Raw genomic sequence first — 14,212 nt, 5'->3', positions numbered from 1 at the left:
CATGTCGCTGGAATGGCTGAGGCGCGAGGGGCGCATCGTGATCGTCGGCGCCTCGCTGGCCGGGCTCCGGGCCGCGGAGACGCTGCGCGAGGAGGGCTTCGCCGGATCGCTCACGCTGATCGGTGACGAGCCCCACGAGCCGTACGACCGGCCGCCGCTCTCCAAGCAGGTGCTGCTGGGCCGGGCGGCCCCCGAGCGCACCGCGCTGCCCCGGCGCGTGGCGCTCGACGCGCACTGGCGGCTCGGGGTCGCCGCAACCGGCCTCGACATGGCGGCCAAACGGGTGCGCCTGGCCGACGGGGACGAGGTGCCGTACGACCGGTTGCTGATCGCCACCGGGGTGCACGCCCGCCCCTGGCCGCACGAGGCGGAGGCCCGGCTCGACGGGGTCTTCGTCCTGCGCACCCGCGAGGACGCGGCCCGGCTGCGGCGGCGACTGGCCGCGTCGCCCCGCCGGGTGCTCGTCATCGGCGCCGGGTTCACCGGCTCGGAGATCGCGTCGGCCTGTCGCGAACGCGGGCTGCCGGTGACCGTGGCCGAGCGGGGTGCCGCCCCGCTCGTGGGCGCGCTCGGCGGGGTGGTGGGCCGGGTGGCCGCGGAGCTGCAACGCGCGCACGGGGTGGACCTGCGCTGCGGGATCATGGTCACGGCCCTGGAGGGCGACGCGGCGGGGCGCCTGCGGCGGGCCCATCTGTCCGACGGCACCGCTCTCGACGCCGATGTCGCGGTGGTCTCGCTCGGCGCGTCCCGCAACACCGAATGGCTGGCCGGTTCCGGGCTGGGCGCCGGTCCGCGCGGGATCGCCTGCGACGCCGGGTGCCGGGCGTTCGACGTACGCGGCATCGTCACCGACGACGTGTTCGTGGCCGGGGACGTCGCCCGGTCCCCGCACGCGCTGTTCGGGTACCAGTTCCTGTCCCTCGAACACTGGGGCAACGCCGTCGCGCAGGCCGAGACCGCGGCGCACAACATGATCAGCAGCAGTTCGCAGCGCCGCCCGCACCTGTGGGTCCCGGCGTTCTGGTCCGCCCAGTTCGGTGTCAACATCAAGTCGGTCGGTGTCCCGTCCCTGGGCGAGGAGATCGTCGTCGCCCAGGGATCGCTCGCCGATCGCCGCTTCACCTGCGTGTACGGGTACCAGGACCGGGTCATCGCCGCCGTCGCGTTCGACCAGACGAAGTGGCTGGAGTTCTATCAGCGGCAGATCGAGTCGGCCGCGCCGTTCCCGCCGCCGTACACCTCCGTGGACCTCCGTCCCGAGGGTCTGCGACCGGTCCCGGCCGAATTCCCGGACCCCTCCCTGCCCACGCACGGACCGTCCGTGACCGTGAGCGGCTACTCACCGACCGACCAGCAGATCACGTTCACCCCCGCCCGGGCCTGAATCCGGGCACTCGGCCCCGGACGGTCCCGTCGCCCCGGGCCCGGACCGGCCCCGGACACGGTTTCCCGGACGGGGCACGTCCCCCACAGGACCGGACGGACACGTTCCCCGGGCCCGGCCCGCAGCCCCCTCCCAAGGACCGCCACCATGACGCACGAAGAACTCCTGCGGCAGATCCTCTCCTACGACAACCGTGCCGACCCCTATCCGCTGTACTCCGAACTCCGCAGAACACCGGTCGTCCAGGGCGGCGACGGCCTGTTCGTCGTCAGCACGTACTGGGAGATCAAGGGCCTGCTGCACGACCCCCGGGTCAGCTCGGACGCCCGCAACCTCTCCCCCGGCGTCGCCGGGGTCCTGCTCCCGGACGACGACACGTCCGTGCTGCCGCCCTCCTTCCTCCGGCTCGACCCTCCCGAGCACGACCGGCTGCGCCGTATGACCATGCGCCCGTTCGGGCCGCCGGAGACTCCCCGGCGCATCAACGACATGCGGGGCGAACTGGCCGGCATCGTCTCCGGGCTCATCGACGCGTTCGGGGACCGGAAGCAGGTCGACCTCGTCGACGACTTCTCGTACCCGTTCCCCGTCACCGTGATCTGCCGACTGCTGGGCGTTCCCCGCGAGGACGAGGCGCGCTTCCACACCTGGGCCGACACCATCGCCGCCGGGCTCGACCCGGTGCCGGGACAGGACCCCGAGGAGCGACGCCGCGTCACCCAGCGGGCCCGTACCGAGCTGGGCGCGTATCTGTCGCAGCTCATCGACGAACGCGGCGACGCTCCCGGCGACGACCTGCTCTCCGCACTGGTCAACCATCAGGGCCCGGACGGGCGGATGAGCCGCATGGAGGTGCTCAGCACCGCCTCCCTGCTGCTGATCGCCGGTCACGAGACCACGGTCAACCTGATCACCAACGGGATGCTCACCCTGCTGCGCAACCCCGAGGTGCTGGAACGGCTGCGCACCGACCCCCGGCTCGCCGGTCCGGTCGTGGAGGAACTCCTGCGCTTCGAACCGCCCGTTCAACTACTGCCGCAGCGCACCGTGCTCGCGGACATCGACCTGTGCGGCACCACCATCACCAAGGGCTCCGCCCTCTGGCTCGTGCTGGCCTCCGGCAACCGCGACCCCCGACGGTTCGCCGACCCGGACCTTTTCGACCCCGACCGTGAGGACAACCAGCACCTCGGTTTCGGCAGCGGTATCCACGCCTGTTTCGGCGCACCCCTCGCCCGCCTGGAGGCCCAGATCGCCCTCACCGAGCTGGTCCGCAGGCTCGACAACCCGCGTCTGGTGGAGGACCCGCCGCCCTACCGGCGCAACGCCGTGCTGCGCGGGCCCCGACATCTGAACATCGCCTTCGACGGGGTCGGGGACCGGAGCCGGGACCGGGACTGAACCCCGGAACCGGGACCGAACCCGGGATCGAGGTCGGGGACCGGGGCGGCGGCGCCCGGTCGGTGGCGGCCGGCGTGATCCTGCTCTCCGTCGGCGTGGAAGTCGCTCGCCGGGGGCGGTCGATGTGCCGCGGGACGCCGAACGGGCCGGGGCCGCCGCCGTGATGATGCGGCGGGGATCCCGTGGGGCGTCGTCGGCGTTGCCGGAGGCGGCGGGCGCGGGACGTACGGCGTTGCTGACGCGGCGGCCGGACCTCGGACGGACGGAGGTGCTGGGCCGGCCGCGCACCGCTCCGGCGTTCAGCGGCCCGGACGACATGGACGGAACGAATGGGGCGGACGGGGCGGACAGGGTGGACGGGGTGGGAGACGTGGGAGTGACAAGAGGAGCGGGAGAGCCGGGAGAGCCAGGGGAGGCAGGAGAAGTGGGAGAGGTGGGAGGGCTGCGGCTCGGCGATCTGCCGGGGCTGGCCAACACGGTGGCGGACCTGGTCGGCGGAGCGATCACGATCGAGGACCCGCAGTCCCGTGTCCTCGCGTACTCACGGCTGGAGCACGAACCCGATCCGATGCGGCGGCTGACGATCCTCGGTCAGGAGGTTCCGCGTTGGCGCGTCCACGAGCTGCGGGAGAGCGGCTTCTTCCGGACCCTGTGGAACACCGACGGCGTGGTGCGCCTGCCCGCCGACGGCCGTTACGCCGAACGGCTGGTCATCGCGGTGCGGGACGGCTCCGAGGTGCTCGGCTCGCTCTGGGCCGCCGCGGACGGCAGGCCGCTCGCCGCAGGCGCGGCGGAGGCGCTGCGTACGGCGGCACGGGCAGCCGTACCCCATCTGTCGCACCACCGGACCTGGGGCCGGGCGGCGGCGCGGGCGCGGGAGGAGGCGGTGCACGCCCTTCTGGAGCACCGCACGTACGCGGAGGACAGCGCGTACGCGGCGCGGGCCGCGCGCGAGGCCGGGCTCGTCCCGGGACGGCCGTACGCGGTGATGGTCGCGGAGGTGCACCCGTCCGCGGTGATGGGCGCGGACCCCTCCACGGTGGTGGGCGCGGAGGTGTACGGCGGCCGGGCGGCCCGGGCCGTGCCCGGCTCGTCTTCCCTCCCGAGCCCGACTTCCGCTCCTGCCCCGCCACCCGTTTCGCCCGTTCCCGTTTCCGGGAGCGCCTCCGAGCAGCGGGTACTGGACGTGCTCGCGTTGCAGGCCACGGCCTATCGGCCGGGGTGCGTGACCGCGCGGACCGGGCGGCGGCTCCACGTCCTGGTCCCGGCGGCCGAGGGCGAGACCGATCCGGCGCGCGGACTGCTGCCGGCGGCCCGCTCGGTGTCACGCGGGGTGGTGTTCACGGGCGTCGGGCCGGTCGCCGCGGACCTGTCGGAGCTGCCCGCGTCGCGCGAGGCCGCGGAACTGGTGGTGCGGGTGCTGCGGCAACGGGCCGCGCGGGGGCCTGCCACGGGGGACGGGCCGGGCACGGCGGCAGGGGCGGGGGCGGTGTCGGCAGCGGCGGCGTACGACGAGGTGGTTCCCGAGGCGGCACTGTTGCGGGTGCTCGACCGGGTCGGGCCGTTGTGGGAGACCCTGTCGGGGCCCGTGCACGCGATGACGGAGCACGACCGCGCGCACGGTTCCGCTTACGGTGCGTCGGTGGCCGCCTACCTGGACGCGTTCGGGGACACGGGCGTGGCCGCCCGGCTCCTGAACGTGCATGCGAACACCTTGCGGTACCGGCTGCGACGGGCCCGCGAACTGTTCGGCCTCGACCTCGACGACCCCACCCTGCGGCTCCTGGCGGACATCGGGCTGCGGCTCGCCCGGCACACACGGTGAGCGCCCCGCCCTCCTGATCGTTTCCTTGTCGTACGGGACATCGCCGTCACCCGTCCGTGGTCGTACGGGACGAAGACGTGCCGGGTGCCGCACGGTGAAGCTGTGCACGACGGCCGGCCGCTCGACGAGGCCGCGCCCGACCGACGTCTGGAGGGTGGTTCATGTCGACTCCCGGTTCCTCTACCAGTACCGGTTCTTCTTCCGGCGCTTCCTCGGGCGCTTCGCGTTCTTCCCATCGGCGGGCCCGCGCCCGCGAGGCCGCGCTGGCACGTGCCGTCGAGGACGGTCTGCTCGGCCCCCGGTCGCCCCTGGTCGGCCTGCTCGACGTGGACGGCGTGCTCGCCGCGGTCGGGGCACTGAACGAGGCGTTCGAGGGGCCGGCCCCGGTGCACCACACGTTCGCGGCGAAGGCGTGCGGCCTGGTGCCGGTGCTGCGGCTGCTCGCGGACGCGGGGATGGGCTGCGAGGTGGCTTCGCCGGGGGAGCTGGAGCAGGCCCTGGCCGCCGGGTTCACGTACGACCGGCTGGTCTTCGACAGCCCCGCGAAGACGGTCGAGGAGCTGGAGTTCGCCCTCGCCCGCGGCATCGCGATCAACCTGGACAACTTCCAGGAACTGGCCCGCGTCGACCGTCTGTTGGCCGGGCGGGAGGCCGCCGGGCCCATCGGGCTGCGGGTGAACCCCCAGGTGGGCGCGGGAGCCATCGGGGCGATGAGCACCGCGACCGCGACCTCCAAGTTCGGGATCGCGCTGCGCGACCCGGGGGCCGTCGACGCGGTGATCGACGCCTTCGCGCACCGCCCGTGGCTCGACCGGCTGCACGCCCACGTCGGTTCCCAAGGCTGCCCGCTGCCGCTCATCGCCGAGGGCGTGCGGGCCGCGTACGAACTCGCCGAGCGCGTCAACGCGGAGCTCGGCCGTGCACAGATCACCGGACTCGACATCGGCGGCGGCCTGCCCGTCAACTTCGACGACGAGGACGACCGGCCGACGTACGCGGACTACGTGGCCGAACTCCGCGGCGCCGCACCCGGGTTGTTCGACGGCCGATACACCCTGGTCACCGAGTTCGGCCGGTCGCTGCTCGCCAAGAGCGGCACCATCGGCACGGTCGTCGAGTACACCAAGTCGGCCGGGGGCCGGCGGATCGCGGTCACGCACGCCGGGGCCCAGGTGGCGACCCGTACGGCCTTCATGCCCGACGCCTGGCCGCTGCGCGTCGGGGTGTTCGACGCCGAGGGCCGCCCGAAGCGGGGCCCGGCCGAGGTCGTCGACATCGCGGGGCCGTGCTGCTTCGCCGGGGACCTGACCGCGACCGCACGCGCACTCCCGGCCGTCGAGCCGGGCGACGTGGTGGCGCTCTACGACACCGGGGCGTACTACTTCTCCTCGCACTTCTCGTACAACTCGCTGCCCCGGCCCGCCGTGTACGGCTACCGGACCGACCCCGGCGGGCGGGTCCGGTTCGCGCTCGTGCGCGAGGCGCAGAGCGTGCGCGGCGTGGTCGAGGAGAGCGGACTCTCCCAGGCGGACGCCCTGGTCGCGCTGCGCGCCACATAGCGCCGCGCCGGGGCCCGATTCCGCGCCACGCTGCTCGGCACCGGGCCGGGGCGGGCCCTCAGGACCGCCGTCCGAAGAACTCGACCTCGGCGACGGCCAGGTGCTTGCCGGCGCCCGCTCCGTACGCCTCGTCCATCGTGAGCCGGGCCCGTACCACCTTCGAACCCCGCAGGTCGAAGGTCTGCTGACCGGGCTGGTCCTTGACCCTGATCACCTTGTCGACCTGGTCGCCGTCGGCGGAGGTGAGCCGGACGGTGATCCTGGCCGGACGTGCCTGGGTGAGGAATTCGTCCAGTTTCGTCGACGTGCCGGAGAAGACGACCAGCTTCAGCACCCGGACCGGCTGCTCGAAGTCGCACTCCAGGTACTCCCCCACGCCGGTGTCGGGGCCCGCCGCCGCGGGAGCCCAGTAGCGGTTGTTGAAACCGTCGAACGCGGCACCCGCCGGATGCCCGGCCGCCCGGCTGGAGGCCCGGAACCGGGTGGGCGGCACCGCCTCCGGCGCCCCCGTCTCGTCCTTGGCGAGGCCGAACCAGCCCGGCACATGCGGAAGGGCGAACCAGATCCCGCACGCCACCAGGACCAGCACGACCGGGAGCGCCAGGCCCGGACGGCGCCACAGTCGGCGCTTCGGCCGGGCACCGGCGACGGGGGCCCGACGCGGTCGCCTCCGCACGATCCGACGCCACCAGGGCGGCCGGACCTCCGGCGGCGGGCCCGGGTCGAGGAGCAGGGCACAGTGGACACACAGGGTGCGGTCCGGGGCGTTCTCCGTACGGCAGTTGGGGCAGCGGATCGGAGCCCCGGGCGACCGGCTCAAAGACGCGGGCGCGGGTGTCGGCGGCACGTCGGGGAACGCCTCGGGCCCCGGCTCGTGTGCGTCCCTCTCGTCGCCGGGGCGGCGCGGGGCGGCCGTGGCGGCGGGGGGCGAGGACGGTGGCCGTGGGGCCGGTGAGGCCGGTGAGGCCGGTGAGGCCGGTGAGGCCGGTGAGGCCGGTGAGGCCGGTGAGGCCGGTGAGGCCGGTGGGTGTGGTGGCGGTATCAGAGACGGCTGGGGCGTGGATTGATGCTGTGGCTGAGGGTTCGGCTGTGGCTGCGAATCACGTCGGGGCTGTGGTTGCGTTCGGGGCTGCGGCGTCGGCTGCGGAGCAGTCCCCGTCCCGGCAGCGGAAGGCCCCGCATCACCCGCACCAGCCGCACTGCTCGAACCACCCGGGCCCCCAGAACCGCCCGCACCGTCCGAACCACCCGGACCACCCGACCCACCCGTACTCCCCGAACCCCCCTCCCACTCCAGGAACGCCTGGCACGACGTGCAGAACTGCGTGCCCGGTGCGTTGTTCTGGCCGCACGTCTCGCAGATCACGACACCTCCAGGTCGAAGCCCACATGCGCCGGTATCTCCGTACGGATCAGCTCCTCCAGCCGCACCTGGTCGACCGGTTCGGGCCGCTCGGCCCGGATCCGTACGGTCACCCACGGCCGGGGTCCGCCGGGGAACCGGGTGTGCGGGGTCTGCGACCACGCCGTGCCGCCGCTCTCGACGATGTCCGGTTCGATCCCGGTCTCCAGGAACACCGCCTCCGCCAGCCCGCGCCGGGTGCCGCGCCTGCTGTGGCGTTCGACCGCGCCCCGCACCGCCCCGCGGCGCCGCTCGACCGGCTGGTCCTCGTGCGGGTCGACGGCCACCCACTGGGCCAGCCAGGACAGGAAGTCCTCCGGCGCGCTGCGCGGGTCGAGGTGGGCGGGCAGGTTGTCGATGGCGAGCAGGACCGGGGCGAGCACGTCGTCGAGCGCGGCGAGGAACCGTCGCAGGAAGTCCTCGTCCAGGTAGACCGCGGGAAGTTGCTCGATCAGCGGGTGCGGGGTCGGCAGCCCGGTCACGCCTGTGCGCATGGCGGTCAGCCCTCCCGTACCCGGAGCTGGTGCTCGTAGCTGAAGACCAGCGCGTGCCGGTCGAGCACGATCTTGGTGGTGGGTTCGCCGCGTTGTCCGGTCACGGGGTCGGCGGGGAAGAGGCGTACGTCCTCCACCAGGTCCACCCCCGCCACCTGCTGCAGTACGGCGAACGCCTCACCCGACTGGATCGGCCGCCCGAACGGCCAGCCGTCGCCGCCCGGTCCACCGCTGAGCGGGTTGAAGTAGCGGTAGAGGGCCGCCAGTGCCTCCTCCCGCACCCGTTCCGGCACCGCGCCCCTGCGGGCCTGGGCCGAGGCGACCACGGTGACCCCCTGGTAGTAGGGCGGTTCGACCACCAGCCGGGCGCCGATGGGCCGCCGTTCGTCCAGATGGCCCGCGATCAGGGCGAGGGTGTGCTGGGGCGGGATCAGCTCGTCGAACTGGATGCGGCCCTGCTCGTCACTGCGCCCGGCCGGCACGACGAGCAGCCGCACCCCGCCCGCCTCCACATCCGCGTCGCCACCGGCCGGGACGCACTGCACCCGGGACGCATCCGGGGCGACCTCGCGGGCCAGGAGCTCGTAGTCGTGCGGGACGACGGCCCGGTGCAGGGTCCGCAGCGTCATCGGGCCGCGCACCCGGGCGCTGTCCACCGTCTCGCCGTCGACCCCGCCGAGCGCGGGCCGCCGGTTCTCCACCCGGGCCACGTACGGAATGGCGCTGCGCAGCACCCGGAGCGTGCCGCGGGCGACGTTGCCGCGCAGGCCACCGCCGGTGCGGTACGCGCGCACGCGCACGGTGGCGCCCTTCGGCGGGACCGCCCCGTAGTAGCGGATGGACCCGTCCCGTTCCCGTACCGCCGGGCCGAACTCCACCCGGCCCGAGTTGGGGTCGAGGGTGATGTGCCGGTCGCCGGGACCGGAGTGCGCGAAGTCGTCGACGCGGGTCCACTCCGTGCCGTGCGGGCCGCCCGCCGGATCGGCCACCTCGACGACGAAGTCGCCGGGGACGACGGGCGGACGGCTCACCGTGAGGCTCTGCCCCGGTACGCCCTCGGCCTGGCCCAGCACCTCGTCGGTCACGGTCTCGGCGTGCACCGCCCCGACGGTGGCCCCGATCGTGAACGCGGTGACGCCGCGCACCACCGGGGGCGCCATGTAGGTGGGCTGTCCCGGCTCGGCCTCCACCAGCCGACAGCGCAGCCAGCCGCCGGTCCGGCGCACGACGACGGCCGGGGTGTGCCCCCGCGGGAGGTGCAGGATCAGCTCCCCGGACCTGTTGAAGCCGCCGGTGTCGTCCTTCTCGACCTCGCAGACCGCCCAGGCACTGCCGTCCCATGCCTCCCAGAGCAGCGGCGGGCGCAGCGGGTCGACGCCGACGCCCTCGACCGCGCAGTCCAGCCGCAGCACGACGACGCCCGACGGGACGGCCACCGACAGACCCACGTACAGGGCGTCGCCGGGCGCGGGCGTGGTCCCGAAGCACGGGACGGTCCGGCCGAGCGCGAGCTCCTCGGTGCGGTCGACGGCGTCGCCCGTCGTCGGCCAGGTCGCGAGGTGCGCGAACTCGCAGGGCACGATGGACAGTTCGTCGCCGGTCGTGAAGACGACCGCTTCCTCGGTCTCGGTGCGGACGGTCGCCACCTCCGTACCGGCCCGTACCCGCACCGGTTCGGGCCGGGGCGCGGAGAGCCGGAACGTCACGTCGGTGCGGGCGGCGGTGGGCGGGTGCAGCCGGACCCCGATCAGGTCGAGGAAGGTCAGGTAGCTCTTCTCCGGCACCCGGTTCACCCGGTAGACCAGCTGGTCGACCATGGTCGCGAACGCCTCGATGAGGGTCACGCCGGGATCGGACACATTGTGGTCGGTCCACTCGGGGCAGCGTTGCTGGACGAGCCGTTTCGCCTCGTCGACCAGGCCCTGGAAGCGGCGGTCGTCCAGATGCGGACTGGGCAGCGTCACGCGCCGTCCACCTCCTCCAGATGCGGAACGGACAGCGTCACCGGCCGTCCACCTCCTCGTGCTCCGGGATCACATAGAACGGGAAGACCAGGTTCCGGGGGTCGTTGGCGCCGCGCACGGTGTAGCCGATGTCGATGTACAGCACTCCTTCATCGGCCTCGTCGAAGCGCACGACGACCTCCGTGACCTCGATCCGGGGCTCCCACCGGTCCAGCGCCAGGCGCACCTCGTACGCGAGCTGCCCGGCCGTGCCCGCGTCCGCCGGGGCGAACACGTAGTCGTTGATGGCGCAGCCGAACTCCGGCCGCATGGGCCGTTCGCCCGGCGAGGTCGCCAGGATCAGCCGGATCGACTCCTCCAGCTCGTGCTCTCCGCGCACCAGGGCGATGGACCCGGTGGCGTCCGTACGCGGCGGGAACGCCCAGCCCGCGCCGATGAACTGCTGGCCCATGTCCGCTCAGCCCCCGATCAGCACGGTCGGACAGCCGGACACGACGGGCGAGCCGCAGCCCGCGAGGTCCCCGACCCGGGCGGCGGGCTGCCCGCCGATCAGCACCGTGGTGCTGCCGGGCGGCATGATCGCGGACGGCGGGTGCACGGCGGGCGGGGGCGCGGCGCACTGGTGCGGGGTGCCGACCGTGGCGGCGGGCAGCCCGCCGATGAGCACGGACGGGACACCGGGCGGTCCGACGATGCCCGGGTGTCCGGTGGGATCGCCGACCCGTGCGGCTGCCGCCGCGCTTGCTGACATGGAACTCCGCTCCTCTCGCTCGGCTCGTTCGCCGTATCCGACTTCTTCGCCGTGTCCGCCCGTTCGGTCGGTGCCTCCGCCGGTTCGGCGGGCGCGCGCTGCCGTACGGGACGTCAATTGATCTTCACCAGGGGCGCGTTGATGGCCAGGGAGCCGCCGCCCTTGATGTCGGTGCGCTGCGTTCCGTCGACGGCGACCTGCGCGCCCCGGACCTTCACCGTGCCGCCGGTGGAGAGCTCGACCTCCCCGTTGCCGCCGTCCACCCGCACCCCGCCGCGGGACGTCAACGTGACGCTGTCGCCGCTGAGTTCGAGCGCTCCCTGCCCGCCGTCCAGCGCGACGCCGCGGGCCGCTCTGATGGACACCTGCTGCTTGGCCTCGATGGTCACGCTGCCGTCGCTGTTGATGACGATGGCGGTCCCCCTGCGGTCGAGGTCGATCTTCAGCTTGCCGTCGCCGGTGAGCAGGCGTACGCCCTGCGGTCCGTCCGCGCCGTCCAGGATCTCCAGCTGGTTGCCGCTCTTGGAGGCGATCGAGCGGCGGTTGACCGCTCCACTGGTCGGGTCGACCAGCGGGGTGCCGCCGGAGGGCCCGGCTGCCCCGGAGGACCCCGCCGCGGCGCCGGACGTGTCCGGCGGGCCGGACACGGAGCCGGCCGCGCCCCCCGGCCCGCCTCCCGCACCGCCCCCGCCACCACCTCCGCCGACTGCTCCGCTTCCGCCGGCGCCAGCTCCCCCGCTCCCGGCTCCGCTGCCCTGCGAGGGCCGGTCCTTCCCGTTGTACAGACCGGCGAGGACGTACGGGCGGTCCAGATGCCCGTGCTCGAACCCGACCAGGACCTCGTCCCCCACCTCCGGGATGAACGCCTCGCCGCCGCTCGTCCCGCCCGACTGCGCCGTACGCGCCCAGTCGCTCGCGTACTCGTCCGACAGCCAGGGGAAGCGCACCTTCACCCGGCCCGAGCCGTCCGGGTCCTGGGTGTCCGTGACCGTCCCGTTGACCAGCCCCGCACAGCGTGCCCCGCCCCCGGCCGCAGCACCGGACGTGCCGGAGCCCGGACCTCCGCCGGTCAGCCCGAACAGCGAACGCTCCTGCTGCCCGGAGACCGTGAGCCACGTCTCGTAGCCGCGCACCGGGTCGAAGACGTGCCGCGATGTGGTGACCGTGTACCGGCCCTCGAACGGCGCGCCCACCGCGTTGAGCGCCACCGCGCTGCCCGCCCGCACCTCCGGATTTCCCCGGATCACCGCCTCCAGCTCCGCGAACGATCCGGCGATCCGTTCCGCCAGCGCCTTCGCCGCCTGGTCCACCTGCGCCTGCGCCCCGTACGCCGTGTCCGTCACCACGAAGCGCGCCTCACCGAACGGCGCGGTCACATCGGCGGCACTCACCCCCAGCTCCAGCGTCGCCGACTTCCCGGCCGGTGCCCGCCCCACGAGCGGCTGCTTCGTCCTCACGTCCCAGCCGCGCACCTCGACCTCGGAGACCTGCTCGGCGGACGACACCCCGGCCCGGCAGCGCAGCAGGTTGCTGCCCATCTCCAGGACCAGCGGGTCCCGGTCGGCCCGGGCGGATCCGTCGGGCGCGCCGCTCGCCTCCACCGGGCGGGTGATGTGCAGTTGCCCGTCCAGTACGTACGCCTGGACGCCCGCCTCCTCGGCGAGCGCGCTGACGAACTCCCAGTCGGTGACGTTGGGTTGGGCGACGTGTTCGAGTACCGGCCCGGCCACGTCCACGTTCCCCGGTTTCAGTCCGGCGCGCTGGGCGACCTGGGCGCAGATGTCGGCGAGCGTCATGTTCTGGTAGCTGGCCACCCGGCGCCCGCGGAACAGCCGGTGCGATTCGTCGAGCCCGCGTACGACGGTGAAGGTGCCGGTCTCGTCGAGTTCCACCTCCAGGGCGGTGACCACCCCCTTCAGCAGGGGCTTCGGGGCCGTGTCGCCGCCCGCGCGGGCCAGCAGGCGGGCCTCGGTGCCGATCTTCAGCCCGGCCTGTTCCAGCAGCACCCGGTCCGGGTCGCGGAAGCGCAGCAGGAACAGGTCGGGGAGCGTTCGGCTGTCGTCGACGTACCCCTCGACCAGCGTGTTCACGAACTTCGGCGGCAGCGGACGGCCCCCGAACTCCACCACCAGCGCGGTCGCGACACCCGGCGGCGCCATCAGGACCGACCCCCGTCCCGGGCCCGTTCCGCCTCCTCCAGTCGCTTCAGCTCGTCCAGCGCGGGGAGCAGCAGTTGCCGCCCCGGGGCCAGCCGCATCGGGTCGTCGATCCCGTTCGCCTCCGCGATCACCCGCCAGGCGGCCGGGTCCCCGTACTCGCGCTGGGCCAGCGACGGCAGCGAGTCGCCCGCGTCCAGCCGGTGGACCCGGCGGGCCGCGAGGGCGCCCGAGGTCGGGTTCTGTCCCGGCGTCTCGCCGCTGATCTCCTCCATCGTCACCTGGCAGACGGCCCGGATCGGCACGCCCGACGTGGTGAACAGGGTGTATTTCGCCTGCACTTGGCTGACGTATCCGGGGAACCCGGTCAGTCCGCCCCAGTGGAACACCACCCAGGGCGGCGACGAACGCTGCTGCTGGCGGGTCTCGTTCGTCGGCACGCAGCACGCGAACAGCTGCTCCACCGCCGTCACCACCCGGGTGTCGTGGGTGTCGCCCGCGTCGAAGAACATCTCGACCGTGAGCTTGCTGGGCTGCGAGCCCTGGTACTCGGGCGGGCCCGAACTCTTGGCGCCCTTGGCAGGGCTCCGCTTCCAGGACGCGGCCTTGGTGAGGCTCAGCTCCTTCGGGTTGAACTGGAAGTCGATCCGCCCGCAGGGCGCACCGGGGGTGAGCCCGCCTCCGGTCGGCGGCGTCCGCAGCTCCAGGTAGGCGTGTTCCAGCTTGGGCCGGGCAAAGCCGCCCCCGCCCGCCTTCGCGGCGGCCGAGGCCCCGGACGTACCGGCGGCGCTGAACGCGATGGGACCCGCACCGCTCACGACGATCAGCCCTCCATCACGTAGCCGTGGTGGGCGATCTCGATGGTCTCCATCGCGACCTTGGGCGACTCGGGGTTGAAGGAGGGTCCGGTCCAGCGGACCGGCACCACCTCCAGCAGCCCCCACTGGGCCACCTTCTGCCCGTCCCCGGTCCGTGCCTCGATGTGCGCGGTCTTGCGGCTGAACCCGGTCGTCATGGTGGCGAACCAGCGGGCGACCTTCTCGGTCTCCTTGGTCAGCGGCCGGGAGAGCTTCACGTTAGAGTACTTCAGGCGGGTCGGCAGCTGCCACACGTGCCCGTTGTTGCCGCCCTCCTCCCGTGTTTCGAGCACCACCTCACAGCCCAGCCCGTCGCAGGTGTTGAACGACCCGAGCTCGATGTCGTCGATCGTCACGACGAAGCAGACGCTGACGGCGGGGTCCTCGTTCGGGGCGGTGGCCATGGCACGTACCTCTCA

At 73.6% G+C, this 14,212-nt stretch carries 12 protein-coding genes; 4 read left to right on the top strand and 8 right to left on the bottom strand.

What is annotated here, in order from left to right:
- Position 1: 1 nt before the first annotated feature.
- The 4 genes from AMK22_RS19185 (at position 2) to AMK22_RS19170 (ending at position 6,169) form a co-directional block, all read left to right on the top strand.
- On the top strand, positions 2–1,384 hold the full coding sequence (locus tag AMK22_RS19185) for an NAD(P)/FAD-dependent oxidoreductase (RefSeq protein ID WP_073786709.1): 1,383 nt from the start codon (positions 2–4) through the stop codon (positions 1,382–1,384).
- Positions 1,385–1,531: 147 nt separating this feature from the next.
- Complete coding sequence (locus tag AMK22_RS19180) at positions 1,532–2,785, top strand: cytochrome P450 (RefSeq protein ID WP_073786598.1); 1,254 nt, start codon at positions 1,532–1,534, stop codon at positions 2,783–2,785.
- A 424-nt stretch (positions 2,786–3,209) separates the two neighbouring features.
- On the top strand, positions 3,210–4,610 hold the full coding sequence (locus tag AMK22_RS19175; RefSeq protein WP_242434043.1) for a PucR family transcriptional regulator: 1,401 nt from the start codon (positions 3,210–3,212) through the stop codon (positions 4,608–4,610).
- Positions 4,611–4,771: 161 nt separating this feature from the next.
- A complete protein-coding gene (locus AMK22_RS19170; protein WP_073786594.1) occupies positions 4,772–6,169 on the top strand; it encodes a diaminopimelate decarboxylase in 1,398 nt (465 codons plus the stop codon).
- Positions 6,170–6,227: 58 nt separating this feature from the next.
- Here AMK22_RS19170 and AMK22_RS19165 read toward each other — a convergent pair whose 3' ends face one another.
- The 8 genes from AMK22_RS19165 to AMK22_RS19125 all read right to left on the bottom strand — a co-directional run bounded on the left by AMK22_RS19165 (position 6,228) and on the right by AMK22_RS19125 (position 14,197).
- Positions 6,228–6,845, bottom strand: a complete 618-nt coding sequence (locus tag AMK22_RS19165; protein ID WP_073786592.1) for an NADase-type glycan-binding domain-containing protein — start codon at positions 6,843–6,845, stop codon at positions 6,228–6,230.
- 686 nt (positions 6,846–7,531) lie between these two features.
- A complete protein-coding gene (locus AMK22_RS19155) occupies positions 7,532–8,065 on the bottom strand; it encodes a phage tail protein (protein ID WP_073786588.1) in 534 nt (177 codons plus the stop codon).
- A gap of 5 nt (positions 8,066–8,070) precedes the next feature.
- Complete coding sequence (locus AMK22_RS19150) at positions 8,071–10,029, bottom strand: putative baseplate assembly protein (RefSeq protein ID WP_073786586.1); 1,959 nt, start codon at positions 10,027–10,029, stop codon at positions 8,071–8,073.
- Between the two features lie 37 nt (positions 10,030–10,066).
- Entirely contained in the window at positions 10,067–10,480 is a 414-nt protein-coding gene (locus AMK22_RS19145; RefSeq protein ID WP_073786585.1) for a GPW/gp25 family protein, read from the bottom strand.
- 6 nt (positions 10,481–10,486) lie between these two features.
- Complete coding sequence (locus AMK22_RS19140) at positions 10,487–10,780, bottom strand: PAAR domain-containing protein (protein ID WP_073786583.1); 294 nt, start codon at positions 10,778–10,780, stop codon at positions 10,487–10,489.
- A gap of 113 nt (positions 10,781–10,893) precedes the next feature.
- Complete coding sequence (locus tag AMK22_RS19135) at positions 10,894–12,939, bottom strand: VgrG-related protein (protein ID WP_073786581.1); 2,046 nt, start codon at positions 12,937–12,939, stop codon at positions 10,894–10,896.
- On the bottom strand, positions 12,939–13,754 hold the full coding sequence (locus AMK22_RS19130; protein ID WP_073786579.1) for a CIS tube protein: 816 nt from the start codon (positions 13,752–13,754) through the stop codon (positions 12,939–12,941). The genes AMK22_RS19135 and AMK22_RS19130 overlap by 1 nt, the downstream gene beginning before the upstream one ends.
- A gap of 5 nt (positions 13,755–13,759) precedes the next feature.
- On the bottom strand, positions 13,760–14,197 hold the full coding sequence (locus AMK22_RS19125; protein ID WP_073786578.1) for a phage tail protein: 438 nt from the start codon (positions 14,195–14,197) through the stop codon (positions 13,760–13,762).
- Between the last annotated feature and the right edge of the window lie 15 nt (positions 14,198–14,212).

Source organism: Streptomyces sp. CB01580 (assembly GCF_001905795.1).
GTDB lineage: Bacteria > Actinomycetota > Actinomycetes > Streptomycetales > Streptomycetaceae > Streptomyces.
Note: the sequence above shows the minus strand (reverse complement) of the source record. Positions and strands in the feature narration are given on the sequence as shown.